Raw genomic sequence first — 25,813 nt, forward strand, 5'->3', positions numbered from 1 at the left:
ACTTCGCCTGATTGCCCGATCATTGGTACGCGCGGTTGGTTAATAGGGGGTAAACCAAAACGCTTCCTGTTGAAGATATTTTGAGCGCAGGTGTAAAGACTTGCTTTCGCGCCAAAATTTCCTTTCAAGCAGGTGCGCCAGCGCCGGAATGTATCCGACAGGGCCGTGCGATGTCAGGATTTCAGCAAACCTGTCACTAGCCAGACCCGGTGCGGCACCTGCAAGGTGTCGTCGGGGAAGTCGCGCGCCAGCAGGGCTGCGAGGTCGGCGTCGAATCGCGCCGTCGCCTTGGCGTCAAGCGAAGCGGCGACGCCGGCGCTGGCCCGGATGCGCCCGCGCCAGGCGGTATGCGTGTAAGGCTGCAACACATCGAAGGAGGCGGTTTCCAACGCGGTGACGCCTGCGCTGGCAAGATCCGTCAGCCACGCGGGATAAAGACCTGTGCCGCCCGCCCCGGCCCAGCCGGGAGTGTAGTGCAGGATCAGCGCCTCGGTCGCCGCCACCACGTTGCCGGGCAGAGGAAGCCAGTCGAAATGGGCAATCACGACCCGCCCGCCGGGGCGCAGCAGGCGCACGACCTCTGCCGCGGCGGCGGGACGGTCGAACCAGTGCCAGCTTTGGCCCGCAGTGATGAGGTCGGCCGAGGCGGCGGCAAGTCCTGTCGCCTCGGCCTTGCCCATCTTGTAGGTGATTTCGACATCCGCAGCCGTGTCCAGCCTCGCCGCTTCGTCGAGAAGCGGCTGCGCCGGGTCTATGCCGGTGACCTGAAGCCCGCGCGCCGCCAGTCCACGCGCGACGGTGCCGGTGCCGCAGCCCAGGTCGATGGCGGTCTGGCCGGGGCTGGCCCAGCCGCGCTCTGCGAGAAGGTCGAAGAAGGCAAGCGGGAAGCCGGCGCGATGGGTGGCATAATCGGTGGCGGTGCGGCCGAAATCGACGTTTTCGCCGAAGGTACGCAGGGCGTCGGTGTCTAGGTTTTGGGTCGGGTCTGTCATTGGGCTATCGGCTCAAGCTGGGCGCGTCGCGCGGTGGCGCGGCAGGGCCGCGCCTCGAGGCCGCGCGAAAGAGCGTTGGCAGGGGGGCTGCGTTCTCAACTCCCCGCCTGCGAGCCGCCCACGGTCAGCCCGCCGATCATCACCGTGGGCTGGCCCACGCCCACCGGAACCCATTGCCCCTGCTTGCCGCAATTGCCCATGCCGGGATCGAGCGCCATGTCGTTGCCAAGCGCCCTGATCTGTTGCAGCGCCGTGGCGCCGTCGCCGATCAGCGTGGCGCCCTTGACCGGCGCGCCGATCTTGCCGTTCTTCACGCGGTAGGCCTCGGTGCAGGAAAAGACGAACTTGCCGTTGGTGATGTCGACCTGCCCGCCGCCGAAGCCCACGGCATAGATGCCGTCCTTGAGGTCCGACACGATCTCGTCCCGCGTCGCCTCGCCGCCCAGCATGTAGGTGTTGGTCATGCGCGGCATCGGTGCGTGGGCATAGCTTTGGCGGCGGCCGTTGCCGGTGGCCTCGACCCCCATCAGGCGGGCGTTCTGGCGGTCCTGCATGTAGCCCACCAATATGCCATCCTCGATCAGGACGTTCTTGCCCGAGGGCGTGCCCTCGTCATCCACGGTGATGCTGCCGCGCCGGTCGGGAATGGTGCCGTCGTCCAATACCGTGACGCCCGGCGCGGCGATGCGCTGGCCCATCAGACCGGCAAAGGCCGAACTGCCCTTGCGGTTGAAATCGCCTTCCAGCCCGTGGCCGATGGCCTCGTGCAGCAAGATACCGGGCCAGCCGGGGCCAAGGACCACGTCCATCACGCCTGCGGGCGCGGCTTCGGCCTCGAGGTTGACCAGCGCCACGCGCAGCGCCTCGCGGGCCTTGGCCTGCCAGTCTTCGGGGGCGATGAGCCCGTCGAGCATGACGCGCCCGCCGCCGCCGACACTGCCGGTTTCGCGGCGGCCGTCCTTTTCGACGATGACACTTATATTGAGGCGCGTCATGGGCCGGGTGTCGGAGACCTCGTGCCCGTCGGCCCGCAGGATCACGACCTCCTGCAGAGAGGCGGCGATGGTGGCGGTGACCTGCACCACGCGCGGGTCCATGTCGCGCAGGTAGGCGTCGATCTCGCGCAGGGTGTCGAGCTTAACCGGGAATTCATGCCCGGCAATGGGGTCGGCGTCGGAATAAAGCCGCTTGTTGGTGGGCGAAGGGGCGTCGGCCATCGTGCCACCGCCATCGCCCACCGCAAGGCGTGCGGTTTCCACCGCGCGGCCCATCGCGGCCTCGGAAATCTCGGACGAATGGGCATAGCCCGCCACCTCGCCCCGCACGGCGCGCAGGCCGAAACCTTGCGCGGCGTCGTAGGAGGCGGTCTTGACCCGGCCATCGTCGAAGACCAGCGATTCCGCCCGGCGGCGTTCCAGGAAAAGCTCGCCATCGTCCGCGCCGGCCACCGCCTCGCGCAGCTTGGTCAGGGCCGCCTCGCGCTCGATCTGGGTCTCGAAGGGGCGAAAAACGTCTGCTGTCATCTGCTTGCTCCTGCTCCTGGCGGCTGAAACGCCAATATTTTAACGGTTTCAAAAGCGTCCGTTTGCCGCAACGCATTTCCTTGTACGCCCCGTAAGAATATTGTTATTTACACCGCGAACAACGGGATTCCATGGCCTGCGCCTTGGAACGTTCTGCAAAGACAAAACCGAACTAACGGGATCAGGGTGCAACATGCGCAAATTCACCAGCTTTCTGGCGACCATGATGGCCGCCGCAACGGCGCTTCCGGCGATGGCTCAGGAAAATCTTGAAATCATCGGCAAGCCCGAAACGGGCGGGATTGGTTTTCAACCGGCGGCAACCGAGCTTGCGCGGGACCTGCAATGGCTGGACGGCATGGTGCTGGTGATCATCACCGCGATCACCATCTTCGTCTGCGGCCTGCTGGGCTATTGCATCGTGCGCTACAACGCGAAAGCCAACCCGAAACCGGCCAGCTTTACCCACAACTCGCCGATCGAGGTGGCGTGGACCGTCGTGCCGATCGTGATCCTGGTCTTCATCGCGGCGTTCTCGCTGCCGGTGCTGTTCAAGCAGCAGGAAATCCCCGAGGGCGACGTCAACATCAAGGTCACCGGCTACCAGTGGTACTGGGGCTATGAATACATGGACCACGACTTTGCCTTCGACAGCTACATGATCGGTGCACCGGCCACGGGCGGCGACAACCGCCTGACCGACGACGTGCGTGCGCAGCTGGAAGAGGCAGGTTACTCCGAGGACGAGTTCCTGCTGGCCACCGACACCGCCGTCGTCGTGCCCGTGGGCCAGACGGTCGTGATGCAGGTCACCGGCGCGGACGTGATCCACAGCTGGACCATCCCCGCCTTCGGCGTGAAGCAGGATGCCGTTCCGGGCCGGATCGCGCAGCTTTGGTTCACGGCCGAGAAGGAAGGCATCTATTTCGGCCAGTGCTCGGAACTGTGCGGCCAGGCGCATGCCTACATGCCGATCACGGTCAAGGTCGTCAGCCAGGAAGAGTATGACGCGTGGCTGGAAGGCGCGATCGACGAATACGCCGGCGACCCCTCGACGCTGCCCGACCGCGTGAAACTGGCCTCCGCCGAGTAAAAGACAGCCGGGGCGCGCAGCACGCGCGCCCCATGCCATCCCCCGCAGGATGCGCCCCCGGGCGCATCCCGTGTTTCGGAGACGACATGAGCGACGCAAGTCTGAACACCACCAGTGTGAAGAGCCTCGAGGACGAGGCCACCTTCGGCGATTTCTTCGCGTTGCTGAAGCCGCGCGTGATGACGCTGGTGGTATTCACCGCCTTTGTCGGACTGATCGCCGCGCCCGTGTCGGTGCACCCGGTGGTGGGCTTTGCCGCGATCCTGTTCATCGCCGTGGGCGGCGGTGCGTCGGGCGCGCTCAACATGTGGTGGGATGCCGATATCGACGCGGTGATGAAACGCACCGCCAAGCGCCCCATCCCGGCGGGCAAGGTCACGCGGGACGAGGCGTTCGCCTTCGGCGTGGCGCTGTCGGGCTTCTCGGTGGTCATGCTGGGGCTGGCGACCAACCTGCTGGCGGCCGGTCTGCTGGCCTTTACCATCTTTTTCTACATCGTGATCTACACCATGTGGCTGAAACGCTGGACGCCGCAGAACATCGTGATCGGCGGCGCGGCGGGCGCCTTTCCCCCGATGATCGGCTGGGCCGCGGCCACCGGCTCGGTCTCGGTCGAGGCGGTGCTGATGTTCTGCCTGACCTTCATGTGGACGCCGCCGCATTTCTGGGCCTTGGCGCTTTTCACCAAGATGGATTACGACAACGCGCAGGTGCCGATGCTGACCGTGACCCGCGGCCGCCGGTCGACCCGCGTGCACATCCTGGTCTATACCATCCTGCTGGCCGCGCTGGCCATCGGGCTGGGCTTTACCAGCGTGGGCGGGCCGCTTTACCTGGCCGTTGCCGTGGTGCTGAACCTCAACTTCCTGAAAGGGGCCGTGGACATCTGGCGCCGGGACGAGGCCGCCTCGGAGGCCGACAAATATCTGGCCGAGCGCAAGTTCTTCAAGGCGTCGCTGCTGTATCTTTTCGCCCATTTCGGCGCAATTGCCGCCGAGGCGCTGCTGGCGCCCTACGGATTGGGAGGCTGGTAAGCCATGTCCCTGTCGCGCCAACACGAAATGCACAAGCGCCGCTTTTCGCGGAACCTTGGTCTTGGCCTCGTGCTGGCCGCTTTTGTCGCACTTGTGTTCGGGCTGACCATTGCCAAGGTTTCTGACGACGATTTCGCGGTGACGACGGAGGAGGCAAGCTGATGGCGATGGACCGGAATACCAAGACGGTGATGCGGCTGGTGGCGGTGGGCGTTACAATGGGGGCGCTGGCCTGGGCGTCGGTGCCGCTGTACGACTGGTTCTGCCGGGTCACCGGCTATGGCGGCGAGACCAACGTGGCGGATCTCGGCTCGGACGAGATCCTGGACCGGACGATCAAGGTGCGGTTCGACGCCAGCAACGAGCGCGGCTTCCCGTGGGAGTTCAAGCCGGTGCAGCGCGAGATGGAGATCCGCATCGGCGAGACGGGCCTTGCCTTCTACGAGGCGTATAACCCGACCGATCGTCCGATTGCGGGATCGGCCACCTATAATGTCACCCCGTTCGAGGCCGGCGGCTTCTTTACCAAGATCGATTGCTTCTGCTTTACGCAGCAGGTTCTGCAACCGGGCGAGCGCGTGCAGATGCCGGTGACGTTTTTCGTCGACCCCGAGATTGTCGACGACCGCGACGCCAAGTACACCAAGACAATTACTTTGGGCTACACGTTCTACGAGACGGAGATGCCCGAAGACGAAACGCAGGCCGCGCTCGACAAGGGCGAGACACCTGATAATAACGTGAACTGAGAGCCACCGACGAGGGACCAAGCCAGATGGCACATGAAAAAAATCACGACTACCACATTCTGAACCCCTCAATCTGGCCCTTGCTGGGCGCACTTGCCGGGTTTGTCATGCTGTTCGGCGCGGTGCTGTTCTTCCACGGCAGCGGGCCGTGGATGCTGCTGGCCGGCTTCGTGGGCGTCGCCTACGTGATGTTCGGCTGGTGGGCCGACACGATCAAGGAGAACCACGCAGGCGATCACACGCCGGTGGTGCGGATCGGCCTGCGCTACGGCTTCATCATGTTCATCATGTCCGAGGTCATGTTCTTCGCGGCCTGGTTCTGGAGCTTCTTCAAGCACGCGATCTACCCGATGGGCGAGATGTCCCCGATCCAGGACGGCGTCTGGCCTCCGGCGGGGATCGAGACGTTCGACCCCTGGCACCTGCCGCTGATCAACACGCTGATCCTGCTGTGCTCTGGGATGGCGGCGACCTGGGCGCACCACGCGCTGGTGCACGAGGACAACCGCGACGACATCAAGTGGGGCCTGACCATCGCCATTGCGCTGGGCGCGATCTTTACCGTGTTGCAAGCCTATGAATACAGCCACGCGGCCTTCGGCTTCTCCGGCAACATCTACGGCGCCAACTTCTTCATGGCGACGGGCTTTCACGGGGCGCACGTGGTGATCGGCACGATCTTCCTGTTCGTCTGCCTGATGCGGGTGCTGAAGGGCCATTTCACCCCGGAAAACCACATCGGCTTCGAGGCCGCCGCCTGGTACTGGCACTTCGTCGACGTGGTGTGGCTGTTCCTGTTCGCCGCGGTCTACATCTGGGGCGGCTGAAGAATTTTCGTACGAAAATTCTCTGTCTCCGGCGGGGATACTTGAAGCCAGAGGAAGATGCGGAGGGGGTGCCTTCCGCATTTTCGCGTCAGATGGGGCGTCATGCAAAGAAACCTGGTTCTTCCGCTGATCTTCGGCCTGGCCGGTGCGGCCGTGCTGATCTGGCTGGGCGTGTGGCAGATGCAGCGGCTGGACTGGAAGGAAGGGATCCTGTCGCAGATCGAGACGCGGATCGCCGCTGAGCCTGTGGCCCTGCCCGAGAGTTTCGATCCCGAGGCCGACAGGTACCTGCCGGTTACCGTGACCGGGCAATTCGGCGAGGGCGCGCTGCGGGTTCTGGTCAGCCGCAAGCAGGTGGGGGCGGGATACCTGGTGATCTCGCCGTTCGAGACCGCGGCGGGGCGGCGCATCCTGGTGGATCGCGGCTTTATCCGGCAAAGTGACACGCTGGAGGCTGCGCCCGACAGCGAACTGACCGTCGCCGGCAACCTGCACTGGCCCGAAGACCGCAACAGCTCGACGCCCGAGAACGATGTCGCGGGCAACACGTGGTTCGCAAGGGACCTGGGCCAGATGGCCGACGTGCTGGACACCGAGCCGGTGTTGCTGGTGGCACGTGAATTGTCGCAACCTGAGGACGCCGTGACGCCCTTGCCGGTGGACACCGCGCACATTCCGAACGATCACTTGCAATATGCGATCACCTGGTTCTCGCTGGCCGCCATCTGGCTGGGGATGACCGCATTCTATATCTTCCGCGGCCGTGGCGCCGCAAAAGGACTGGACCGATGAAATACATCTCGACCCGGGGCAACGCGCCCGTCTTGAGTTTCGAGGAAGCCATGCTGACCGGGCTGGCGCGGGACGGGGGGCTGTATCTGCCCGAGAGCATCCCGGCGCTTTCGGCGGACGACATCAAGGCGCTGCACGGCGTCAGCTACGAAGAGGCGGCGTTTCGCATCATGCGGCCCTTCATTGGCGACGCCTTCACCGACGACGAGTTCCGCGCCATCATCGCCAAGACCTATGCCGGGTTCGGCCACGCCGCACGCGCGCCGTTGAAGCAACTGGACGCCGGACATTTCCTGCTGGAGCTGTTTCACGGCCCCACGCTCGCGTTCAAGGACTTCGCGATGCAGCTGATCGGCCAGCTTTTCGAGGCGTCGCTCAAACGCTCGGGCGACCGGGTGTGCATCGTGGGCGCGACCTCGGGCGATACCGGCTCGGCCGCGATCGAGGCGTTCCGGGGGCTGGACAAGGTGGATGTCTTCATCCTCTACCCCCATGGTCGGGTCAGCGAGGTGCAGCGGCGGCAGATGACCACGCCCACCGAGGACAACGTGCACGCCATCGCCGTCGACGGCGATTTCGACGCCTGCCAGGCGCGGGTGAAGGACATGTTCAACGATTTTCAGTTCCGCGATGCGGTCGGCCTGGCCGGGGTGAACTCGATCAACTGGGCGCGGGTTCTGGCGCAGGTGGTGTACTATTTCACCTCCGCCGTGTCGCTGGGCGCGCCGGAGCGCAAGGTCAGTTTCACCGTGCCCACGGGCAATTTCGGCGACATCTTCGCAGGCTACATCGCCAAGCGCATGGGCCTGCCGATCGATCAGCTGATCGTCGCCACCAACCAGAACGACATCTTGCATCGCTGCCTGACCACGTCGGAATACAGGCCCGACGGCGTGATCCCGTCGATCAGCCCGTCGATGGATATCCAGGTCAGCTCCAATTTCGAGCGGGCGCTTTACTATGCCTACGATCAGGACGGCGCGGCCGTGGCGCAGCTGATGGACGAGCTGAAGGCCGGCGGCTTCTCGGTCAGCCAGGGCGCGCTGGAGGCCTTGCAGGAGAGCTTCGCCTCGGGCCGCTGCGCCGAGGACGAGACCCGCGCGACGATCCTGGAGACGTGGAACGCCGCCGGGGAACTGCTGTGCCCGCATTCCGCCGTGGGCGTGAAGGTGGCCGAGGAAATGCGCGACGCGGCCACCCCGATGATCACGCTGGCGACGGCGCACCCGGCGAAATTCCCGGCGGCGGTGGAAGAGGCCAGCGGCCAACATCCCCCCTTGCCGGAACGTATGGCCGACCTGTATGAGCGGTCGGAACGCGTGACGCGGGTCGAGAACGACCTTGCCGCCATCGAAACCCTCATCAAGGACCGCATCCCGAATTGACCGTCAACCTGACCACTCTCGACAACGGATTTCGCATCGTCACCGAACATATGCCCGGCCTGCAATCGGCGGCCATCGGCGTGTGGGTTCTGGCTGGCGCCCGGCACGAGGACGCCGCGCAGAACGGTATCGCGCATTTCCTCGAACACATGGCCTTCAAGGGCACCAAGCGGCGCAACGCGCTGGAAATCGCAGAGGCGATCGAGGATGTGGGCGGCTATATCAATGCCTATACCAGCCGCGAGGTGACGGCCTATTACGCCCGCGTTCTGGCCGATGACGTGCCGCTGGCGCTGGACGTGGTGGCCGATATCCTGCGCAACCCGGTTTTTGACGCGCGCGAGATCGAGGTGGAGCGGGGCGTGATCCTGCAGGAGATCGGGCAGGCGCTGGACACGCCCGACGACATCATTTTCGACTGGTTGCAGGAGCAGGCCTATCCCAACCATCCGCTGGGCCGCACCATCCTTGGCCCCGAGGACCGGGTGCGCAGCTTTTCGCGGGATGACCTGACGCGGTTCGTCGATCAGCGCTATCGTCCGGGGCAGATGATACTGTCCGCTGCCGGTGCCGTGGATCACGATGCGCTGGTCAAACTGGCCGAAGAGGCGTTCGGCGACATGCAGCCCTCCAAAACCATCGCGCCGCCGACTGCCAAGTTCGCCGGTGGCGAGACGCGCACCGTGCGCACGCTGGAGCAGGCGCATTTCGCCATGGCGTTCGAAAGCTCGAACTATTCCAGCCCGGACATTCACACCGCGCAGATCTATGCCTCGGCGCTGGGCGGCTCGATGTCCTCGCGCCTGTTCCAGGAGATCCGCGAGCGGCGGGGGCTGTGCTATACGATCTTCGCGCAGGCCGGGGCCTATTCGGATACCGGGATGCTGACGATCTATGCCGGGACCTCGGCGGACGAGATGGCAAGCCTTGGCTGGCTGACGGTGGACGAGATGAAGCGCGCAGCCGAGGATTTCAGCCAGGCCGAGCTGGACCGGGCGCGCGCGCAGATGAAGGCCGGGTTGCTGATGGGGCTGGAAAGCCCGTCGAACCGGGCCGAGCGGTCGGCGCGCATGATGCAGATCTGGGGCCGGGTGCCCGACCTCGACGAAGTGGTCGAGCGGATCGACGCGGTCACGCTTGCAGATCTCAAATCCCATGCCGAGGTGATCGCGACGCAAGCGCCTGCCGCGCTGGCGCTTTACGGGCCCGTGAGCCATGCACCGTCACTGCAGACCTTGCAGGAAAGGCGCGCGGCCTGATGTTCCTGCCGCGCCGGAAAATCCGGATCGAGACGGAACGCCTGACCTTGCGCGAGCCCGTCCTGACCGACTTCCGCGAGTGGTCTTCCTTGCGCGAAGGCAGCGCCGATTTCCTGACCCCGTGGGAGCCGCAATGGGCCGCCGACCACCTGTCGCGCAAGGGATTTGCGAACCGGGTCTACTGGTCGCAGCGGTCAATCTCCTCGGGGTCGGCGGTGCCGCTGTTCCTGTTCCGGCGCGAAGATGATGCGCTGGTGGGCGCGATCACGCTGGACAATATCCGCCGTGGCCCGGCTCAATCGGGGACGCTGGGTTACTGGACAGGCCAGCCCTATGCGCGGATGGGTTACATGCGCGAGGCATTGCAGGCGATGTCGCATTATGCGTTCGAGCGGTTGGACCTGTCACGGCTGGAGGCGGCCTGCCTGCCGGAAAACGCGCCGTCTCGGAGGCTTTTGGAAAGCTGCGGGTTCAAGTACGAGGGCGTGGCGCAGAGTTACTTGCAGATCGCAGGGCGCTGGCGGACGCATGTTCTGTATGCCGCGCTGCGCGGCGACCGGCGCGGGCGGACGGATGTGGGGTAGGGCGGGGTTTCACCCCGCCGCGACGACTAACTGATCCTTCGCGCGGAATAAAGGCGCGGCATTGCCGCGCCGCCGCGCGATCGCCAGACCGCCCCCCGGGCTGGCGATTGGTTGCAGTCAGCGCCTCGATTGGAAGTTTCGCGGATGTTTCCGGGATAAAGGGCCTTGAACAACTGCCAGTCGCCATCCCGCGGTCTGGCAATCCCGCGACTTTCTCGGGATCGCATAAAAAGAGGGGAGCCCGAAGACCCCCCTCATCACTCGTTACGAACCCAACAGAGAACTCGTTACGCAAGTCTTGGCTTAGCGCGCCTGTGCGATGGCCAGCGCGGTGAAGCCGCCCATGCCCAGATCGGCCTGCATCATGGCCTCACCCGTTTCCAGGTTGATGGTGTAGAAGCCGGCGCTGTCTGCGCCTTCCATCTGCAGGATGGCATAGGCCATGTCCTCGCCCTCGGACGGCGACATGATGTCGAAGCCGCCCCAGTCGCTCAGGTCAACGGCTTCGCCGTCGACGGTGACTTCGGCGATGGTTTCCAGCGTGCCTTCGTTGTTGGCCAGGCTGACCAGCGAATCCGTCTCGGCATCCAGCGCGTACTGGAACGTGCTGCCGGCGGTCTCGCCGTTGATCGCGTTGGTATAGGCGTTGGCATAGATCACCGGGTCGGCGCCGGCATTGGCGTCGCCTTCGGCATAGGCCAGATCATTCACGCGAACGACCTTGCCGGCCTTGTCCTCGGCGCTGAAATCCTTGGGAAAATAGACCAGGTTGTCTTCTTCCGAAGACACGGCGCGGACGGCGTCGATCTTGTTGTTGAAGTCGAACGCGACCTTGGAGCCGTCAGCGACCATGGCGTCTTCGTTGAACGACGCTTCGAGATCGGTCATTTCACCGCTCGCGGGGTCGATGGTGACGACCATGCCGTTCTTGAAGCCCAGAAGTTCGCCGGTGACGGGGCGCCATGCGATGGCATCCAGCGCCTCGCTCAGGTCCATGGTCTGCACGTCGGTCGGCGACGTGATGTCGGCCATGGAAACAAGGGTCATGCCGTCATTGGCAAGGGCAAAGCCCATATCTGCGGCATGATCGTCTGCAAGAGCGGCACCCCCCAGCATCGACAGGGCGGAAACAGCGGTAATGGTACGAGTATACATTGTAATCCTCTCTCTTTCTTAGCTTGCGCAACCAGCCTTCCTGGCCGGCGCTTGATCCGATACACGGACGGTGATCGAGAGAAGTTTCAGTGCGCACAATTTTTTTTCGGCACTACACGTTCGCGGTTTCACGCAGGGGTGTTGACGGTCCTGTTGAAGCGCATGGAAAGGCTGTGTAGCGTTGGGCAACTCACAACGGAGAGCTGCATCATGTCATTCCGCGCCTTTCTAACTGCCGCGTTGGCCGCGTTCAGCGTGTCTGGGAGCGCCATGGCCGCGCCCGACACCGTGCCGTTGACCGACGATATCACGCTGGGCGGCGGCGATTTCAGCACCGGCGGCGGCATCACCGTGGCGGTCGAGCCGCGCCGGGCCATCGACGGGCAGTTGGCGCTTTGCGGTGTCTGGGCGCAAAGCGAGCGGCTGACAGCCTATGTGCGCCCGCATGTGCGCGACCTTCTGGCGCCCGGATCGTTGGCCGTGGACGGGCAGGTGGTGCTGCACGATCTCAGGGTGTTCAACGAGGTTGCGCCGGCCGAAAGCTATGTCGGCGCCTCGGCCACCTGCATGGGCACGGGCCAGCCGTATCGCGATGGTGTCCGCGTCGAAATCCGCATTCCGCGCCGCGCCGTGGTGCGCGAGCGCGACAGCGACGGCATCGGGGCCGAGATCTGGTTCATGCCGGCCAACGGCGAAAACCTGGCGCTCACTTCGGGCTCGATCCTGCCGGCGCGGTGGACACGCTTTACCTCGCCCGGCGATCAGTACGACACCACGCGCCCCGAAGAGAACCCGTCGCAGGACTGAGCGTCGCGGCCTGCGTCATCCCGATTGAAAAACCCCGGGCGATGGGGCAATATCAACCTCATTGAAGGTTAACGAAACGGTGCGGCCAAGACGGGGCAAACCCGCGATCCCGCCGCCACCTCGAGGACAGAGCAGGACAGTCCTGATGAAAAAATTATTGATGACTCTCATGGCGCTCGGTCTTGCCGGCTGTGGCCAACCAGACCGCTTCGACGGGCGCAGCGGAACGGTCAGCCGGGCCGCGCCGATGGCGTCCGGCCCGATCGCCAATGCATGCATGGCGTCGGACCGAAAGGGCCGGTCGCGCGCGCTCTGCGGCTGTATCCAGGCGGCGGCGGACCAGACACTGAACGGTTCCGACCAGCGCCGTGCGGCGGCGTTCTATCGCGACCCGCACAAGGCACAGGAAATCCGCCAGTCGAGCCGGACCCGGGATGAAAGCTTCTGGAAGGCGTACCGCGCCTATGGAGAACGCGCCGAGCGCCTGTGCCGATGAGCGGATTGTTCGACTTTCTGGCCGAGCTCCCCCCCTATGACGACAACGCAACCACGATCTACCGGCTGAACCAGCGTCACAAGCTGATCATCGAGCCGTTCCGGCCGCAGATCGAAGGCGCCCGCGTGCTGGACATCGCCGCCCATGACGGGCGGTGGTCCTACGCGCTGGCCGCCGCCGGCGCGTCCGAGGTCGTGGGGGTCGAGGCGCGGTCCGAACTGGTGGCGCGGTTCGACGCCTTCCCGGACACCGACTTCAAGCCGCGCGTGCGGCTGACCTGCGGCGATCTTTTCGCCGATTTGGAGGCGCGGGGCGCGGCGGGCGAGCGGTTCGACGTGGTGGCGCTTTACGGTATCTTTTACCACGTGATGGACCACTTCCGCCTGTTGTCGCTCATTCGCGCGCTGGCGCCCGGGCTGGTCGTCATCGACAGCGAGTTCATCGTCCTGGACAACGCCATGATCCAGGTGCTGAAGGAAGAAGTCTCGAACCCGCTGAACGCCGTGACCGAGGTCGAGGGGCGCAGCCATACCGTGGTTGGCGTGCCGTCGCGCAAGGCCACCGATTTTATGGCCGAGGCGCTGGATTACGAGACGAGCTGGATCGACCACGAATTGATCCTGGGCGAGGACCGGCGGGGCATGCACGACTATTTCCGCGACGGCCGCAAGGTGCGCCATGTCTGCGCGCTGAGCCCGCGATAGGCTCAGGCCTTCAGGCGGTACCCTTTGCGAAAGAGCGCCCAGGCCAGGGCCGAGACGACCAGTGTCGAGCCCAGCACGATCACCGCGCCCAGCGACACGCTGCTGTCCGACACGCCGATCATGCCGTAGCGCCCCCCGTCCATCAGGTAGAAAACCGGGTTCACGTGGCTGATCGTGTAAAGCGCGCCGGGCAGCGCCTCGACCGAGTAGAACGTGCCGGACAGGAACGCGAGCGGCGTGACGATGAAGTTGGTGATCGCCGCCATCTGGTCGAACTTCTGCGCGAAGATGCCCGCGACCATACCAAGCGCGCCCAGAAACGCCGCGCCCAGCGTCACGAAGCCCAGCCAGATTAGCGGATGCGCCGGTACGATCCCCAGGAACAGCGCCAGCCCCACCGCGATGGCCAGCGCCACCAGTACGCCTCGCGCCACGGCCCCGGCCAGGTAGCCCAACACCAGCTCGGCCGGCGACAGGGGCGGCATCAGCGTGTCGACGATATTGCCCTGCACCTTGGAAATCACGATCGAGGACGACGTGTTGGCGAAGCTGTTCTGGATCACCGTCATCATCAGGATGCCGGGCGCGATGAAGGTGGTGAAATCCACGCCCATCACGTCGCCCCGGCGCTCTCCGATGGCGATGGAAAAGATCACCATGAAAAGCCCCGCCGTTGCCAGCGGCGCCATCAGCGTCTGCGTCCAGACGGCGAGAAACCGCTGCGTCTCGCGCTTGGCCAGCGTGGCCAGGCCAAGCCAGTTGACCCGCCCGAAGCGGCGGCTGCCCATTTCGTGGAATTCCTGCATCTCTGCCTCGATTGTCGCCTTCGGACGCCTTGTAACTCAACGCCCAGTGATTAGAATAGGGCAACTGGAAAAAAGACCACGCCCCCGATGCATCGGCGGCGTGACGAACCAATGAAAGGTGGCTCATGTCCTGGAGTGACGAGCGCGTCGAACTGCTGAAGAAGATGTGGGGCGAGGGCCAGTCGGCCAGCCAGATCGCCAAGGAACTGGGCGGCGTGACCCGCAACGCGGTGATCGGCAAGGTGCACCGCCTTGGCCTGTCGAACCGCAGCGGGTCGGGCAACGGGGCCGCGGCCTCGGACAGCACGGCCAAGGCCAAGCCCGCCGCCAAGGCCAAGCCCGCTCCCAAGCCCAAGGCCGCCGCTCCGAAGGCTGAACCGAAGGCGCCCGAGCCCAAGGAAGAGCCGGCGCCGACCGCCGCGGCAAGCCGCATCAAGGCGATCATCCCGGCGGGCCAACCCCTGCCGCCGCAGCCGTCCGCGAACGAGATCGACCCCGAGGCGCTGGCCAAGGTCAGCGAAATCGAGAAGAAGGCGAAGAAGCTGTCGCTGATGGAACTGACCGAGCGGACCTGCAAATGGCCCGTGGGCGACCCGGCGACGCCGGATTTCTGGTTCTGCGGTCTGCCTGTGAAATCCGGCAAGCCCTATTGCGAGGCCCATGTCGGCGTCGCCTTCCAGCCCATGAGCTCGCGCCGCGACCGGAAACGCTAGGCATTAGTCCGGCTCTGACAGCCACCGGGGCCGCAGCACCATGACGGTGGGCTGCCCCGGAAGCGTATCCAGCGACACGGTCAGCGCGCTGTCCTCGGTGCGCACCACGGCGAACTCCTCTTCCATCGCGGCCAGAAACGCCTGAAGCGTGCCGTCGCCGAACCAGTGCATCGGGATGACGATGGACGACCGCAGGCGTTTGACCGTCTCGATCATCCGGGGCAGGGGCAGCGTGTAGCCCCCGTCGACCGGCGCCAGCAGCACATCCACCCGGCCCAGGGCCGCGAATTGCTCATCCGTCGGCATGTGGTGCAGGTGGCCCAGGTGGCCGATGCACAGCCCCGCCGTTTCGAACACGAAGATCGAGTTGCCCTCGGGCTCGGCCGGCGCGCCATAGCGCGAGCGGATATCGGTCGAGACATTGCGGATCACCATGTCGCCCAGATCGACATAATGATCGACCCCTGCGCCATGCTCTTCGCCCCAGCCGGGCAGGACGTTGGGGATGGCGGGGTCGGGGAAGGGCGTCCAGTGGGTTTCGTGGGCGTGGTTCATCGTCACGACATCCGGCAGGAAATCCACGTTGCCGATAAAGCCTGTGAAGTCAGTGATGGCACTGGTGCCGGTATGAGCCTGGATCAGGAAAGAGGCGTGGGCGATGTAATGCAGGCGCACGCGGTCCTGCGGCACCGGATCGCGAAAACTGGCCTGTTGGATATACTCAAGCCCCGGCGCGGACTGGGCGATCGACAGACAATGGCTGGGCTTGCGCTCGGCCTCCTGCGCCACGACGTCCTGGACCAAGACTGGCGTTGCAAGCGTGGCGAGCAAAATGGCGAGTCGGACCATCGGCAGTACCTCCTGCCGAGAAGTGTAGCGCATGGGGCGCGAAAGTCAGCTTTACGCGGGCGGCGACGCTGCACGGTGTGGTGCGATGCCTGTTTCAGAAGCATATCGGTGGCGCGTTGGCCGTAGCGTCGTGCCCACGAGCAGGAGATCCCGGATCAAGTCCGGGATGACGTCGCGCCAAGGACGCGCCGTCAGCGCAGGATCTCGAACCCGTCCTGATCCGGTGCCTCGGCGGGCTCCGGCTCCACCCGCGCGACATTTGCCGCCGGTGGGCCCTTTTCCATCGCGCGCAGCATGTCCGCCACGGCCTCTTCCGGCCCTGACAGAACGGCCCGGACCGACCCGTCCGCCTCGTTCTTGACCCAGCCGCGCAGACCGCGTGACCGCGCCTCTTCCTGCGTCCAGGCGCGGTAATTCACGCCCTGCACCTTGCCGGTGACCAGAACGCCGGTCAGTGTCGTCTCGTTATGCATGGTCGCCTCCTGTTCTCGGGAATGACATAGGGCGTTTCGCACTCGTGTCCCGCGTGCTCAAGCCACCTTGACCACCTTTGATTTCCGCTACATACCCTGCCCATGACACCGCTTTCGCATATCCGCAATTTCTCCATCGTGGCGCATATCGACCACGGGAAATCGACGCTGGCCGACAGGCTGATCCAGGCCACCGACACGGTGCCGGACCGGGACATGAAGGAACAGCTTCTGGACGCGATGGATATCGAGCGCGAGCGCGGCATCACCATCAAGGCCAACACGGTGCGCATCGAGTATACCGCGCTCGATGGCGAGGATTACGTGCTGAACCTGATCGACACGCCCGGCCATGTCGATTTCGCCTACGAGGTCTCGCGCTCCATGCGGGCGGTCGAGGGCTCGCTGCTGGTCGTGGATTCCACCCAAGGCGTCGAGGCGCAGACCTTGGCCAACGTGTACCAGGCGATCGACGCCGATCACGAGATCGTCCCGGTGTTCAACAAGATCGACCTGCCCGCCTCGGATATCAGTCGCGTGGCCGAGCAGGTCGAGGATGTCATCGGCATCGACGCCTCGGGCGCGATCCCGGTGTCGGCCAAGACGGGCGAGGGCATCCGCGAGGTGCTGGAGGCCATCGTCAAATTGCTGCCTCCGCCCACGGGCACCCGCGACGCGCCGCTGAAGGCCATGCTGGTGGACAGCAAGTACGACCAGTACCTAGGCGTGATCTGTATCATACGCATCGTCGACGGCGTGCTGAAAAAGGGCGACCGCATCCGCATGATGAAGACCGGCGGCATCTATGACGTGGACGATATCGGCGTCTACCGCCCGTCGATGAAGGCGGTCAAGGAACTGGGACCGGGCGAGATCGGCTATCTCAACGCCTCGATCAAGCAGGTGCGCGACACCCGTGTGGGCGACACCATCACGCTGGAAAAGAACCAGACGCCCGAGCCGCTGCCGGGCTTCAACCCGTCGCAACCCGTGGTTTTCTGCGGGCTTTTCCCGGTGGATTCGGCAGAGTTCGAGGACCTGCGCGACGCCATCGAGAAGCTGGCGCTCAACGACGCGTCATTCAGCTACGAGATGGAAAGCTCCACCGCGCTGGGCTTCGGGTTCCGCTGCGGTTTCCTTGGCCTTCTGCACCTCGAGGTGGTCCGCGACCGGATCGAGCGGGAATACGATATCGAACTGATCACCACCGCGCCTTCGGTGATCTATCACGTCTACATGAAGGACGGCACGCAGATCGACCTGCACAACCCGGCCGACATGCCCGACCCGTCGGTCGTGGCCCATGTGGAGGAGCCGCGCATCAAGGCGACGATCCTGGTGCCAGACGAATTCCTGGGCGATGTGCTGAAGCTGTGCCAGGACCGGCGGGGCATCCAGCTTGACCTGACCTATGCCGGCAGCCGCGCGATGGCGGTCTATGACCTGCCGCTCAACGAGGTGGTGTTCGACTTCTACGACCGGCTGAAATCGGTGACGCGCGGCTATGCGTCCTTCGATTACCAGTTGGAAGGCTACCGCGAGGACAACCTGGTGAAGATGTCCGTGCTGGTGAATGACGAGCCTGTGGACGCGCTGTCGATGATGGTGCACCGCGACCGGGCCGAGATGCGCGGTCGGGCGATGTGCGAAAAATTGAAGGACTTGATCCCGCGCCACATGTTCAAGATCCCGATCCAGGCGGCCATCGGCGGCAAGGTGATCGCGCGAGAGACGTTGTCGGCCCTGCGCAAGGACGTGACCGCCAAGTGCTATGGCGGCGACGCCAGCCGGAAGCGCAAGCTCTTGGACAAGCAGAAAGCCGGCAAGAAGAAGATGCGCCAGTTCGGGAAGGTGGATATCCCGCAGGAAGCGTTTATCAGCGCATTGAAAATGGACAGCTGAGGGCGCGCACCCCGGTGAAAAATTGGCGTAGGGTGGGTGATAACCCACGCGGCGCGACGTTCCTTAGCGCGTGGGTTATCACCCACCCTAGGCAGCCGCGCGGATAGTTCGATGTACCGTCGAATAAGGCCAATCCTCAGGGTGCTCGACCAATCCGTGTTTTACCGGGTTGAAATGGCAATAGTTCACATGCGCGACAAAGTCCGCGTCATCGCGGATCGCGTGTTCCCAGAATCGCCGCTGCCAGATCCCTTTCTCACCTTTGCGCATTCGGCTTCGGTTGGCATATCCGCTGGTCACGCAGTGCCGTGAAAACACGGACTTGATCTTTTTCCACCGTATCGAGAAATCAGCGTCGTCGGGCGGCAACGTCCAGACCGCATGGATATGATCGGGAAGAATGACCATCGCGTCGCAGTGCACAGGGTGTTGCGCGGTGACCGAGGCATAGACCGACCGCAGAAGATCTATTTCATCGGTGAGGGTCGTCGCGGACCTGTCTGCAAGTGTGACAGTGAAGAAGTATGTCCCAGCTGGAACATGAAGGCGTCGGTATCTGGGCATACGCCCATAATTCCGCGACAAGGTTAATAAACCATGTAGGGTGGGTGATAACCCACGCGCGATGACGCGTTTTGCTTCGTGGGTTTTCACCAACCCTACGAATGCGGGAAATTGAAACCGGGCGTCACCGCCCGGCCTTATCCCTCACCCCCGCGGCGCGGCCCTCACAGCTGCCCGCACTTCCTTCGCCAGCGCGATCGGGTTGTCCACCAGCCTTGGATCGCGACAGATATAGTCGGCGATGCTGGTGGCCTCGGTCGTATTGTAGCCCGCGTCGATCAGTGACTGGACGAAGTTCGGGTTCGCCTTGTCCCAGATCACTTCGTTCCACGGGCCGCGATAGCAGCTGACCAAGATATACGAGTCCGCCTTGGCCGTGTCGGCCATGACCAGAAATGCCGCTGTCGCGGCGCATAATGTTGTTTTAAGCATGGGTCCCCACCCTGGTGTAGTGTCTCACCAACATATCACGTGAGTCGTTCTTCTCTGAGTCAATTTTGCGAGAAAGGTTAATTTGCAACTGCAGAATCCTTGTCGGTGCATGCGCTCTCCGAATGATTGCGTTTGTCCCCGACCAAGTGTGCTGGATCACAAGCGTTTTCTGACTTATCCACAGAAATTCCCGCTGGGATATCAACAGGTTATCCCCAAGAAATTTTGATGCCGCAGTGCTTTTTTCTTGCCCGACGGCGGTTTCGGGTGTGTCATTCCATTGACTGCAACGGGTCGCTGACCCAACGCAGTGCCGCAAAGGCCCCTCGGGACCGGCGCGGGCGGAACCGGGGGCCGCAGGGCCTTAGCGACCGCTCAAGCCAGTTCAGGCCGATGCCCGGGATGTCCGTCGCTTTCGAGAGAAGGACAAGCCGCGTGTCGCGCCGGGTCGATGCAAACGGACCGGGGCCTGCCCCGTGTTCGTGGCCAAGGCGCCTTCGGGTGCCAAGGCGGCCATGTCCGGCGACGGGGATGGTACGATGTCGTTGCCTTCGGGTGGCGGGATCGCCAAGGGTCTCTTAGAGGCCGGCGGCAAAGCCGGGCCGGATGCCCCTCGGGGTGGTCAGTTCGGCAAAGGCGTCAGGGTGCGGGGTGACCCCCGCGATGCAAAGACCGCGTCTGAGCACCTGGCGCCTTTATTTCTTCCGATGCGCCGAATGGCAGTAGGTCGGAACGCGAACGGGGTCCGTGGCAAATGGCCGCCGGACCCCGCTGTCAGTTGATGCTACCGCGTCTAACACCTGTACCATCGCGATATAGCGCGCTTTGTCGGCGGTCAACCAGATCTGGCGGCTCGGATTGCAAAATTCACCATATCTGCGCAATTTGGTCACAGATCACGTGACCCAGATCAAGGTTGCTGCGCCGCTGTCGCGCTATGGTCCGGCTGCGCAACATCCTGACTGAGGAGACCCATCATGATCTGGTTGATGGTTATCTTGCACGTTTTCATCGGATCCACCCTAGCCGGCTCGTTCGTCATCGCGGCGCTGGCCATGGGCTACGACACGCTGACGCCGATCCTGGTCACAGCGGCGGCGGGGTTCGTCGTGGCATTTCCGGTATCGTGGATCGTGGCGAAACAGCTTTATCAGGCCCGCTGACGCCGGGGATATCGCACCGACGCGATGCCACCCGGATACCGACGCTATACCGATGCGGTATTTTCCAGCCATCCGCGCACGGCGGATTCAAATTCGCGCGGCCGCTCGGCGTGCAGCCAGTGGCCCGCGTCCTTGATCTTGATGAAGGTCGCGTCGGGGAACAGGTCCTTGATACGGGCGCGGTACTCTCGCGCGACGTAGTCGGAATTCGCACCGGACAGAAACAGCGTCTTGCCGTCGAACCGGCCGTCCAAGTCGGGAAAGCTGAGGATCTTCGGCATCTCGGCCTCGAGCGTATCGAGGTTGAGGCGCCATTTTTTTTCTTTCACATCAAGCGATTGCGTGAAGAAGGGAATGAGCGCCGGATCATCGACGACGCCTTTCAACTGCGCCTCCGCATCCGACCGCTTGGTGATCGCCGACAGGTCCACGCTGCGCATCGCGTCGATATACTGCGCCTGGCTGTGACCATAGCTGACCGGCGCGATGTCGGCCACGATCAGGCGGTGCACAAGGTCGGGCCGGGTCAATGCCAGCACCATCGCCGCCTTGCCGCCCATGGAATGCCCGAGCACGTCAATCGGACCGTCAGTTTTGGCCTCGATCACCTCGGCGAGGTCAGCGGCCATGTCCTCGTAGGAATGCTCGGAAAACCAAGGGCTTGTACCATGATTGCGCATGTCGACGGCCATGACCGGGCCCCTGTCGGACAGCCGCTTGGCGATGACTCCCCAGTTGCGGCCCGAACCATAAAGGCCGTGAGCGATGAGAAGCGGCGGCTTCGTGCCTTGGGACGCGTGGTGAATGACATTCAGCATGGCACAAGCCAATACACGCCATTGCCCCCGCAATCAATTGCGCCTAGTGTGCGCCGCCGAGAGGTGGCTTAAGTGATTGATCGCAAACAATTTGGCACACGGCGCGAGGCGCTTGAAAAGCAGCTTCACGAAAAGCTGGGGCTTCGGGGCAAGACGCTTGCCACGCGGCTGCGCCGCGCCGGGCGGCTTTTGCCCAAGCGCCTTCGGGACGAAGGCCGGTTCCTGGTGGACGCGGAGCGGAAATTGGCGCATCCGCGGTTGGCCACTCAGGTCGATGAGGCGCGTGTCGAGAAGGCTTTCGAGGCTTTGGAGACGCACCTGAAAGCCATCGACGCGGCCGACCGGCGGCGCAGTCGACTGATCCACTGGCTGGCCGGTTTGGTGTTCAACCTATTGATCCTTGGCGCGCTGGTACTTATCGCGCTGCGCTGGCAGGGTGTCATATAAAAACCCGCGCAAGCAATGGCTTACGCGGGTTTCCAGGATAGGTCAGACCGAGATCAGAGGTTCGGGTAAAGCGGGAAGCGGGCGCAAAGGTCCGCGACCTCGGCTTTGACTTTGGCCTCGGCATCGCCGTTTCCGTCCTCACCGTTGGCTGCAAGCCCGTCGACCACCTCGACGATCCAGTCGGCGATCTGGCGGAATTCCGCCTCGCCGAAACCACGGGTCGTTCCGGCGGGCGAGCCGAGACGGATGCCGCTGGTGACGGTGGGCTTCTCGGGGTCGAAGGGAACGCCGTTCTTGTTGCAGGTGATGTGGGCACGGCCCAGCGACTTCTCGGTCGCGTTGCCTTTGACGCCCTTGGGTCGCAGGTCGACCAGCAGGACGTGGGTGTCGGTGCCGTGGGTCACGGTATCCAGCCCGCCCTTGATCAGTTGGTCGCTCATCGCCTGCGCGTTGGTGATGACCTGCTGGATATAGGACTTGAACTCGGGCCGCAGGGCCTCGCCAAAGGCGACGGCCTTGGCGGCGATCACGTGCATCAAGGGACCGCCCTGGATGCCGGGGAAGATGGCGGAGTTGAACTTCTTCGCCAGCGCCTCGTCATTGGTCAGGATCATGCCGCCGCGCGGGCCGCGCAGTGTCTTGTGCGTTGTGGTCGTGGCGACATGCGCGTGCGGGAAGGGCGAGGGGTGCAGGCCTGCAGCCACCAGGCCGGCAAAGTGGGCCATATCCACGTGCAGGTAGGCGCCGACCATGTCAGCGATCTCGCGCATGCGGGCAAAGTCGATCTGGCGCGGTACGGCGGAGCCACCGGCGATCAGCATCTTGGGCTGGTGTTCCTTTGCCAGCGCCTCGACCTGGTCGTAGTCGATCAGGTTGTCTTCCTTGCGGACGCCGTATTGCACGGCGTTGAACCACTTACCCGATTGGTTGGGGGCCGCGCCGTGGGTCAGGTGGCCGCCTGCGTCGAGGCTCATGCCCAGGATCGTGTCGCCCGGTTGCAGAAGGGCGGTGAACACGCCCTGGTTCGCCTGGCTGCCCGAATTGGGCTGCACGTTGGCAAAGCCGCAGTCGAAAAGCTTGCATGCGCGCTCGATGGCCAGATTCTCGGCAATGTCGACGAACTGGCAGCCGCCATAGTAGCGCCGGCCGGCGTAACCTTCGGCGTATTTGTTGGTCATCACGCTGCCTTGCGCTTCCATCACGGCGGCAGAGACGATGTTTTCCGATGCGATAAGCTCGATTTCGTCGCGTTGACGACCGAGCTCTTTCTGGATGGCTTCGGCGATATCGGGGTCGCGAGACGTCAGCGATTCCGTGAAAAAGCCTTCTGAAACAAATTCTTGATTTCCGTCGTGCGCCATTTTTGATGTCCTCCACATTGCGAGCCAAGCGATTTCGTATCGGATACACCGTCTTTTTGAAAGGCGGTAATGCGACACATGTCACCTGCGGACCGGCATCGCTGGTACGAAGGCGCATTTTATGCTTCGATCAACTTCCGGAACAAATCAAGGTAGCCAAAATGGGCAATCCGCAGAAAATCGCCTTTGTCGCCAGCAACGTGCCCATTGCACAGACCGCCCGAGCGGCGCTTGCTGCGCGGTTCGGCGATGCCACGCCCGAGGACGCGGATCTGATTGTGGCGCTGGGCGGCGACGGGTTCATGCTCGAGACGCTGCACGCGGTACAGAAGCTGGGAAAGCCGGTTTACGGGATGAATCGCGGTACTGTCGGCTTCCTGATGAACGAATACAGCGAATCGGATCTGCTTGAGCGGTTGGAAGAGGCCGAAGAAGAAGTCATCAACCCGCTGTTCATGTCTGCCACGGATAAAAACGGGCAAACGCATGAGGCGTTGGCGATCAACGAGGTGTCTCTGCTGCGGGCGGGACCGCAGGCGGCCAAGCTGCGGATCACGGTGGACGGGCGGTTGCGCTTGGAAGAACTGAGCTGCGACGGCTGCCTGTTGGCGACGCCTGCCGGGTCCACGGCCTATAACTACAGCGCGCACGGACCGATCCTGCCGATCGGGTCGGACGTTCTGGCGCTGACCGCGGTGGCGGCGTTCCGGCCCAGGCGGTGGCGCGGGGCGCTCTTGCCCAAGAACGCGCATGTGCGGTTCGACGTGTTGGACCCCGAAAAGCGGCCGGTGATGGCGGATGCGGACAGCAGTTCCATCCGAAATGTCCTGTCGGTCGAGGTGCGGTCCGATCCTACCATTCAGCACCGGATATTATTCGATCCGGGACACGGGCTGGAGGAACGGCTGCTGCGGGAGCAGTTCAGCTAAGCCCTACTTCGCCAGGCCGATGGTTTGCAGCGCGTCGCGGATCTCGTCCAGGATGGCGGGATCGTCGATCGTCGCTGGCATCTTGTAGTCCTGATTGTCGGCGATTTTGACCATGGTGGCGCGCAGGATCTTGCCCGAGCGGGTCTTGGGCAGACGGTCCACGACCACGGCCAGCTTGAAGGCCGCGACGGGGCCGATCTGGTCGCGCACCAGCTTGACGCATTCGGCAGTGATCTCTTCATGCGGGCGGTCGACGCCCTTGGTCAGGCAAACGAAGCCCACGGGAAGTTGCCCCTTGAGTTCGTCGCTGACACCGATCACCGCGCATTCGGCCACGTCGGGGTGGCTGGCCAGAACTTCCTCCATCCCGCCGGTCGAGAGGCGGTGACCCGCGACGTTGATGACGTCATCGGTGCGCGCCATGATCCAGACATAGCCATCTTCGTCGACCATCCCGGCGTCGCCGGTCTCATAATAGCCTGGAAAATGGTCGAGGTAGCTTTTTCGAAAACGGTCCTCGGCGTTCCAGAGCGTGGGCAGGGTGCCCGGGGGCAGGGGCAGCTTGATGGCGATGGCGCCCAGTGTGCCGGGGGCCACGGGGTGACCCGCATCGTCGAGGATCTGGATGTCATAGCCGGGCATCGCCACGGTGGGCGAGCCGATCTTGACCGGCAGCGCCTCGATCCCCGCCGGCATGCCCGCGATGGTCCAGCCGGTTTCGGTCTGCCACCAGTGGTCATAGACCGGCTTTCCGGTCATTTTATGCGTCCATTCAATGGTATCGGGGTCGGCGCGTTCGCCAGCGAGGTAGATGGCGCCCAGACCTGACAAGTCGTATTTCTTGAGGTATTCGCCATGCGGGTCCTCGCGCTTTACCGCGCGGAAGGCGGTGGGCGCGGTGAAGAAGGACTTCACCTTGTGCTCCTCGATCACCCGCCAGAACGTACCGGCGTCAGGCGTGCCGACGGGTTTGCCCTCGAACACGATGGTGGTGTTGCCGTGAATGAGCGGCGCATAGCAGATATAGCTGTGTCCCACGACCCAGCCCACGTCGGACGCGGCCCAGAACACGTCGCCCGGATCGACATTGTAGACGTTCTTCATGCTCCAGTTCAGCGCCACGAGGTGGCCGCCCGTGGCCCGGACAACCCCCTTAGGTGCGCCGGTGGTACCGGAGGTGTAGAGGATATAGGCGGGGTGGTTGCCCTCGACCGGCAGGCAATCGGCGGGTTCGGTGCCTTTCTGGAAGTCGTGCCAGTCGACATCGCGCCCCTCGGTCAGGGTGGCCGTCTCCTGTTCGCGTTGAAAGATCACGCAGAAATCGGGCTTGTGCGAGGCTTGGTCCACTGCGCCGTCAAGCAGGGGCTTGTAGTGGACGACGCGGTCGGGCTCCAGCCCGCAGGAGGCGGCGATAATGCATTTCGGCTTGGCGTCGTCGATACGTACGGCCAACTCGTGGGCCGCGAAGCCGCCGAAGACAACCGAGTGGATCGCGCCGATGCGGGCGCAGGCCAGCATCGCCTCCAGCGCCTCGGGGACCATGGGCATGTAGATGATGACGCGGTCGCCCTTTTGCACGCCCTTGGCCCGCAGCGCCCCGGCAAGGCTGGCGACACGGTCCTTGAGTTCGGCATAGGTGATCTTGGAGATACTGTCGGTGATCGGGGTGTCGTGGATGATTGCCACTTGATCGCCGCGTCCGGCCTCGACATGACGATCAACTGCGTTGTAGCAGCCGTTCACCTTGCCGTCGCTGTACCACTCATAGAAAGGAGCCTCGTCATCGAAAAGCGCCTTGGAGGGTTTTCGTCCCAGTCGATAGCTTCGGCGGCCTGCATCCAGAAGCCTTCAGGATCGCTTTTCCAGCCTTCGTAAACATCATTGTATGCCATTGTATCCCCTCCACGGTCCTCGCGCCTCGTTTACGCCAGGGCAATGCGCCAAGACAAGGCTGTC

Annotated in this window: 27 protein-coding genes and 1 pseudogene; 17 read left to right on the forward strand and 11 right to left on the reverse strand. The window is 63.7% G+C overall.

The annotated features are described in order from the left end of the window. Positions 1-173 precede the first annotated feature (173 nt). Complete coding sequence (locus tag PVV74_RS12620; RefSeq protein WP_274593438.1) at positions 174-992, reverse strand: class I SAM-dependent methyltransferase; 819 nt, start codon at positions 990-992, stop codon at positions 174-176. 95 nt (positions 993-1,087) lie between these two features. Then, positions 1,088-2,515 (reverse strand): metalloprotease TldD, encoded by a 1,428-nt coding sequence (gene tldD / locus PVV74_RS12625; protein WP_274593439.1) that lies wholly within the window; start codon positions 2,513-2,515, stop codon positions 1,088-1,090. 193 nt (positions 2,516-2,708) lie between these two features. On the opposite strand from tldD, the gene coxB reads away from it, so the two are divergent. The 9 genes from coxB (at position 2,709) to PVV74_RS12670 (ending at position 10,238) form a co-directional block, all read left to right on the forward strand. Beyond that, positions 2,709-3,608 (forward strand): cytochrome c oxidase subunit II, encoded by a 900-nt coding sequence (coxB, locus tag PVV74_RS12630; RefSeq protein WP_103764830.1) that lies wholly within the window; start codon positions 2,709-2,711, stop codon positions 3,606-3,608. Positions 3,609-3,694: 86 nt separating this feature from the next. Next, the gene (cyoE, locus tag PVV74_RS12635) at positions 3,695-4,642 is read left to right on the forward strand and encodes a heme o synthase (protein WP_274593440.1); all 948 of its coding nucleotides are present in this window, start codon (positions 3,695-3,697) and stop codon (positions 4,640-4,642) included. Between the two features lie 3 nt (positions 4,643-4,645). Further along, positions 4,646-4,804 (forward strand): hypothetical protein, encoded by a 159-nt coding sequence (locus tag PVV74_RS12640; protein WP_170067268.1) that lies wholly within the window; start codon positions 4,646-4,648, stop codon positions 4,802-4,804. After that, entirely contained in the window at positions 4,804-5,391 is a 588-nt protein-coding gene (locus PVV74_RS12645; RefSeq protein WP_103764832.1) for a cytochrome c oxidase assembly protein, read from the forward strand. The genes PVV74_RS12640 and PVV74_RS12645 overlap by 1 nt, the downstream gene beginning before the upstream one ends. 26 nt (positions 5,392-5,417) lie before the next feature. Then, positions 5,418-6,218 (forward strand): cytochrome c oxidase subunit 3, encoded by an 801-nt coding sequence (locus tag PVV74_RS12650; protein ID WP_103764833.1) that lies wholly within the window; start codon positions 5,418-5,420, stop codon positions 6,216-6,218. Positions 6,219-6,320: 102 nt separating this feature from the next. Then, positions 6,321-7,010 carry an SURF1 family protein gene (locus tag PVV74_RS12655; RefSeq protein ID WP_274593441.1) on the forward strand — a complete coding sequence of 230 codons (690 nt, stop codon included), beginning with the start codon at positions 6,321-6,323 and terminating at the stop codon, positions 7,008-7,010. Then, positions 7,007-8,395: a threonine synthase gene (gene thrC, locus PVV74_RS12660; protein WP_274593442.1), complete on the forward strand. Its 1,389-nt coding sequence runs from the start codon at positions 7,007-7,009 to the stop codon at positions 8,393-8,395. The genes PVV74_RS12655 and thrC overlap by 4 nt, the downstream gene beginning before the upstream one ends. After that, a complete protein-coding gene (locus PVV74_RS12665) occupies positions 8,392-9,654 on the forward strand; it encodes a M16 family metallopeptidase (protein WP_274593443.1) in 1,263 nt (420 codons plus the stop codon). The genes thrC and PVV74_RS12665 overlap by 4 nt, the downstream gene beginning before the upstream one ends. Further along, entirely contained in the window at positions 9,654-10,238 is a 585-nt protein-coding gene (locus PVV74_RS12670; protein WP_103764837.1) for a GNAT family N-acetyltransferase, read from the forward strand. Before PVV74_RS12665 ends, PVV74_RS12670 begins: the two co-directional genes overlap by 1 nt. A gap of 303 nt (positions 10,239-10,541) precedes the next feature. On the opposite strand, the gene PVV74_RS12675 is transcribed toward PVV74_RS12670, so the two are convergent. Beyond that, on the reverse strand, positions 10,542-11,393 hold the full coding sequence (locus PVV74_RS12675) for a DUF4394 domain-containing protein (RefSeq protein WP_274593444.1): 852 nt from the start codon (positions 11,391-11,393) through the stop codon (positions 10,542-10,544). A 210-nt stretch (positions 11,394-11,603) separates the two neighbouring features. On the opposite strand from PVV74_RS12675, the gene PVV74_RS12680 reads away from it, so the two are divergent. The 3 genes from PVV74_RS12680 to PVV74_RS12690 all read left to right on the forward strand — a co-directional run bounded on the left by PVV74_RS12680 (position 11,604) and on the right by PVV74_RS12690 (position 13,400). After that, positions 11,604-12,200: a hypothetical protein gene (locus tag PVV74_RS12680; protein WP_274593445.1), complete on the forward strand. Its 597-nt coding sequence runs from the start codon at positions 11,604-11,606 to the stop codon at positions 12,198-12,200. Positions 12,201-12,345: 145 nt separating this feature from the next. Next, positions 12,346-12,696, forward strand: a complete 351-nt coding sequence (locus PVV74_RS12685) for a hypothetical protein (protein WP_245890571.1) — start codon at positions 12,346-12,348, stop codon at positions 12,694-12,696. After that, on the forward strand, positions 12,693-13,400 hold the full coding sequence (locus PVV74_RS12690; RefSeq protein WP_274593446.1) for a class I SAM-dependent methyltransferase: 708 nt from the start codon (positions 12,693-12,695) through the stop codon (positions 13,398-13,400). The genes PVV74_RS12685 and PVV74_RS12690 overlap by 4 nt, the downstream gene beginning before the upstream one ends. A gap of 2 nt (positions 13,401-13,402) precedes the next feature. Here the strand turns inward: PVV74_RS12690 and PVV74_RS12695 are convergent, their stop codons facing one another. Then, positions 13,403-14,206 carry an ABC transporter permease gene (locus PVV74_RS12695; protein WP_103764841.1) on the reverse strand — a complete coding sequence of 268 codons (804 nt, stop codon included), beginning with the start codon at positions 14,204-14,206 and terminating at the stop codon, positions 13,403-13,405. A 125-nt stretch (positions 14,207-14,331) separates the two neighbouring features. Between PVV74_RS12695 and PVV74_RS12700 the strand changes: the two genes are divergently transcribed. After that, entirely contained in the window at positions 14,332-14,919 is a 588-nt protein-coding gene (locus tag PVV74_RS12700; RefSeq protein WP_103764842.1) for a GcrA family cell cycle regulator, read from the forward strand. A gap of 3 nt (positions 14,920-14,922) precedes the next feature. On the opposite strand, the gene PVV74_RS12705 is transcribed toward PVV74_RS12700, so the two are convergent. Both PVV74_RS12705 and PVV74_RS12710 read right to left on the reverse strand, forming a co-directional pair. Next, a complete protein-coding gene (locus PVV74_RS12705) occupies positions 14,923-15,768 on the reverse strand; it encodes an MBL fold metallo-hydrolase (RefSeq protein WP_274593447.1) in 846 nt (281 codons plus the stop codon). 191 nt (positions 15,769-15,959) lie between these two features. Continuing rightward, on the reverse strand, positions 15,960-16,241 hold the full coding sequence (locus tag PVV74_RS12710) for an acylphosphatase (protein WP_103764844.1): 282 nt from the start codon (positions 16,239-16,241) through the stop codon (positions 15,960-15,962). A 102-nt stretch (positions 16,242-16,343) separates the two neighbouring features. Here PVV74_RS12710 and lepA point away from each other — a divergent pair, with 102 nt between their 5' ends. Further along, on the forward strand, positions 16,344-18,143 hold the full coding sequence (lepA, locus tag PVV74_RS12715; RefSeq protein ID WP_274593448.1) for a translation elongation factor 4: 1,800 nt from the start codon (positions 16,344-16,346) through the stop codon (positions 18,141-18,143). Positions 18,144-18,230: 87 nt separating this feature from the next. On the opposite strand, the gene PVV74_RS12720 is transcribed toward lepA, so the two are convergent. Beyond that, the gene (locus PVV74_RS12720; RefSeq protein ID WP_338020423.1) at positions 18,231-18,707 is read right to left on the reverse strand and encodes an REP-associated tyrosine transposase; all 477 of its coding nucleotides are present in this window, start codon (positions 18,705-18,707) and stop codon (positions 18,231-18,233) included. Between the two features lie 144 nt (positions 18,708-18,851). Beyond that, positions 18,852-19,139 carry a hypothetical protein gene (locus tag PVV74_RS12725; protein ID WP_146050097.1) on the reverse strand — a complete coding sequence of 96 codons (288 nt, stop codon included), beginning with the start codon at positions 19,137-19,139 and terminating at the stop codon, positions 18,852-18,854. A 977-nt stretch (positions 19,140-20,116) separates the two neighbouring features. On the opposite strand from PVV74_RS12725, the gene PVV74_RS12730 reads away from it, so the two are divergent. After that, the gene (locus tag PVV74_RS12730) at positions 20,117-20,302 is read left to right on the forward strand and encodes a CTP synthetase (protein WP_103764848.1); all 186 of its coding nucleotides are present in this window, start codon (positions 20,117-20,119) and stop codon (positions 20,300-20,302) included. 44 nt (positions 20,303-20,346) lie between these two features. On the opposite strand, the gene PVV74_RS12735 is transcribed toward PVV74_RS12730, so the two are convergent. Further along, entirely contained in the window at positions 20,347-21,120 is a 774-nt protein-coding gene (locus PVV74_RS12735; protein WP_103764849.1) for an alpha/beta fold hydrolase, read from the reverse strand. A 72-nt stretch (positions 21,121-21,192) separates the two neighbouring features. On the opposite strand from PVV74_RS12735, the gene PVV74_RS12740 reads away from it, so the two are divergent. Beyond that, entirely contained in the window at positions 21,193-21,567 is a 375-nt protein-coding gene (locus PVV74_RS12740; protein WP_274593450.1) for a hypothetical protein, read from the forward strand. A 53-nt stretch (positions 21,568-21,620) separates the two neighbouring features. Here PVV74_RS12740 and glyA read toward each other — a convergent pair whose 3' ends face one another. Next, positions 21,621-22,928: a serine hydroxymethyltransferase gene (gene glyA, locus PVV74_RS12745; RefSeq protein ID WP_103764851.1), complete on the reverse strand. Its 1,308-nt coding sequence runs from the start codon at positions 22,926-22,928 to the stop codon at positions 21,621-21,623. A 161-nt stretch (positions 22,929-23,089) separates the two neighbouring features. Here glyA and PVV74_RS12750 point away from each other — a divergent pair, with 161 nt between their 5' ends. Continuing rightward, positions 23,090-23,857, forward strand: coding sequence for an NAD kinase (locus tag PVV74_RS12750; RefSeq protein ID WP_274593451.1), 768 nt, complete (start codon positions 23,090-23,092; stop codon positions 23,855-23,857). A gap of 3 nt (positions 23,858-23,860) precedes the next feature. Here PVV74_RS12750 and prpE read toward each other — a convergent pair. Continuing rightward, positions 23,861-25,749: pseudogene (prpE, locus tag PVV74_RS12755) on the reverse strand (propionate-CoA ligase PrpE). Positions 25,750-25,813: the final 64 nt, after the last annotated feature.

Source organism: Roseovarius sp. SK2 (assembly GCF_028807495.1).
GTDB lineage: Bacteria > Pseudomonadota > Alphaproteobacteria > Rhodobacterales > Rhodobacteraceae > Roseovarius > Roseovarius confluentis.

Bases quoted from the DNA above. Each gene is read 5' to 3' on its own strand.
- PVV74_RS12620 (WP_274593438.1), bottom strand. From the start codon at position 992: ATGACAGACCCGACCCAAAACCTAGACACCGACGCCCTGCGTACCTTC.
- tldD (WP_274593439.1), bottom strand. From the start codon at position 2,515: ATGACAGCAGACGTTTTTCGCCCCTTCGAGACCCAGATCGAGCGCGAG.
- coxB (WP_103764830.1), top strand. From the start codon at position 2,709: ATGCGCAAATTCACCAGCTTTCTGGCGACCATGATGGCCGCCGCAACG.
- cyoE (WP_274593440.1), top strand. From the start codon at position 3,695: ATGAGCGACGCAAGTCTGAACACCACCAGTGTGAAGAGCCTCGAGGAC.
- PVV74_RS12640 (WP_170067268.1), top strand. From the start codon at position 4,646: ATGTCCCTGTCGCGCCAACACGAAATGCACAAGCGCCGCTTTTCGCGG.
- PVV74_RS12645 (WP_103764832.1), top strand. From the start codon at position 4,804: ATGGCGATGGACCGGAATACCAAGACGGTGATGCGGCTGGTGGCGGTG.
- PVV74_RS12650 (WP_103764833.1), top strand. From the start codon at position 5,418: ATGGCACATGAAAAAAATCACGACTACCACATTCTGAACCCCTCAATC.
- PVV74_RS12655 (WP_274593441.1), top strand. From the start codon at position 6,321: ATGCAAAGAAACCTGGTTCTTCCGCTGATCTTCGGCCTGGCCGGTGCG.
- thrC (WP_274593442.1), top strand. From the start codon at position 7,007: ATGAAATACATCTCGACCCGGGGCAACGCGCCCGTCTTGAGTTTCGAG.
- PVV74_RS12670 (WP_103764837.1), top strand. From the start codon at position 9,654: ATGTTCCTGCCGCGCCGGAAAATCCGGATCGAGACGGAACGCCTGACC.
- PVV74_RS12675 (WP_274593444.1), bottom strand. From the start codon at position 11,393: ATGTATACTCGTACCATTACCGCTGTTTCCGCCCTGTCGATGCTGGGG.
- PVV74_RS12680 (WP_274593445.1), top strand. From the start codon at position 11,604: ATGTCATTCCGCGCCTTTCTAACTGCCGCGTTGGCCGCGTTCAGCGTG.
- PVV74_RS12685 (WP_245890571.1), top strand. From the start codon at position 12,346: ATGAAAAAATTATTGATGACTCTCATGGCGCTCGGTCTTGCCGGCTGT.
- PVV74_RS12690 (WP_274593446.1), top strand. From the start codon at position 12,693: ATGAGCGGATTGTTCGACTTTCTGGCCGAGCTCCCCCCCTATGACGAC.
- PVV74_RS12695 (WP_103764841.1), bottom strand. From the start codon at position 14,206: ATGCAGGAATTCCACGAAATGGGCAGCCGCCGCTTCGGGCGGGTCAAC.
- PVV74_RS12700 (WP_103764842.1), top strand. From the start codon at position 14,332: ATGTCCTGGAGTGACGAGCGCGTCGAACTGCTGAAGAAGATGTGGGGC.
- PVV74_RS12705 (WP_274593447.1), bottom strand. From the start codon at position 15,768: ATGGTCCGACTCGCCATTTTGCTCGCCACGCTTGCAACGCCAGTCTTG.
- PVV74_RS12710 (WP_103764844.1), bottom strand. From the start codon at position 16,241: ATGCATAACGAGACGACACTGACCGGCGTTCTGGTCACCGGCAAGGTG.
- lepA (WP_274593448.1), top strand. From the start codon at position 16,344: ATGACACCGCTTTCGCATATCCGCAATTTCTCCATCGTGGCGCATATC.
- PVV74_RS12720 (WP_338020423.1), bottom strand. From the start codon at position 18,707: ATGCCCAGATACCGACGCCTTCATGTTCCAGCTGGGACATACTTCTTC.
- PVV74_RS12725 (WP_146050097.1), bottom strand. From the start codon at position 19,139: ATGCTTAAAACAACATTATGCGCCGCGACAGCGGCATTTCTGGTCATG.
- PVV74_RS12730 (WP_103764848.1), top strand. From the start codon at position 20,117: ATGATCTGGTTGATGGTTATCTTGCACGTTTTCATCGGATCCACCCTA.
- PVV74_RS12735 (WP_103764849.1), bottom strand. From the start codon at position 21,120: ATGCTGAATGTCATTCACCACGCGTCCCAAGGCACGAAGCCGCCGCTT.
- glyA (WP_103764851.1), bottom strand. From the start codon at position 22,928: ATGGCGCACGACGGAAATCAAGAATTTGTTTCAGAAGGCTTTTTCACG.
- PVV74_RS12750 (WP_274593451.1), top strand. From the start codon at position 23,090: ATGGGCAATCCGCAGAAAATCGCCTTTGTCGCCAGCAACGTGCCCATT.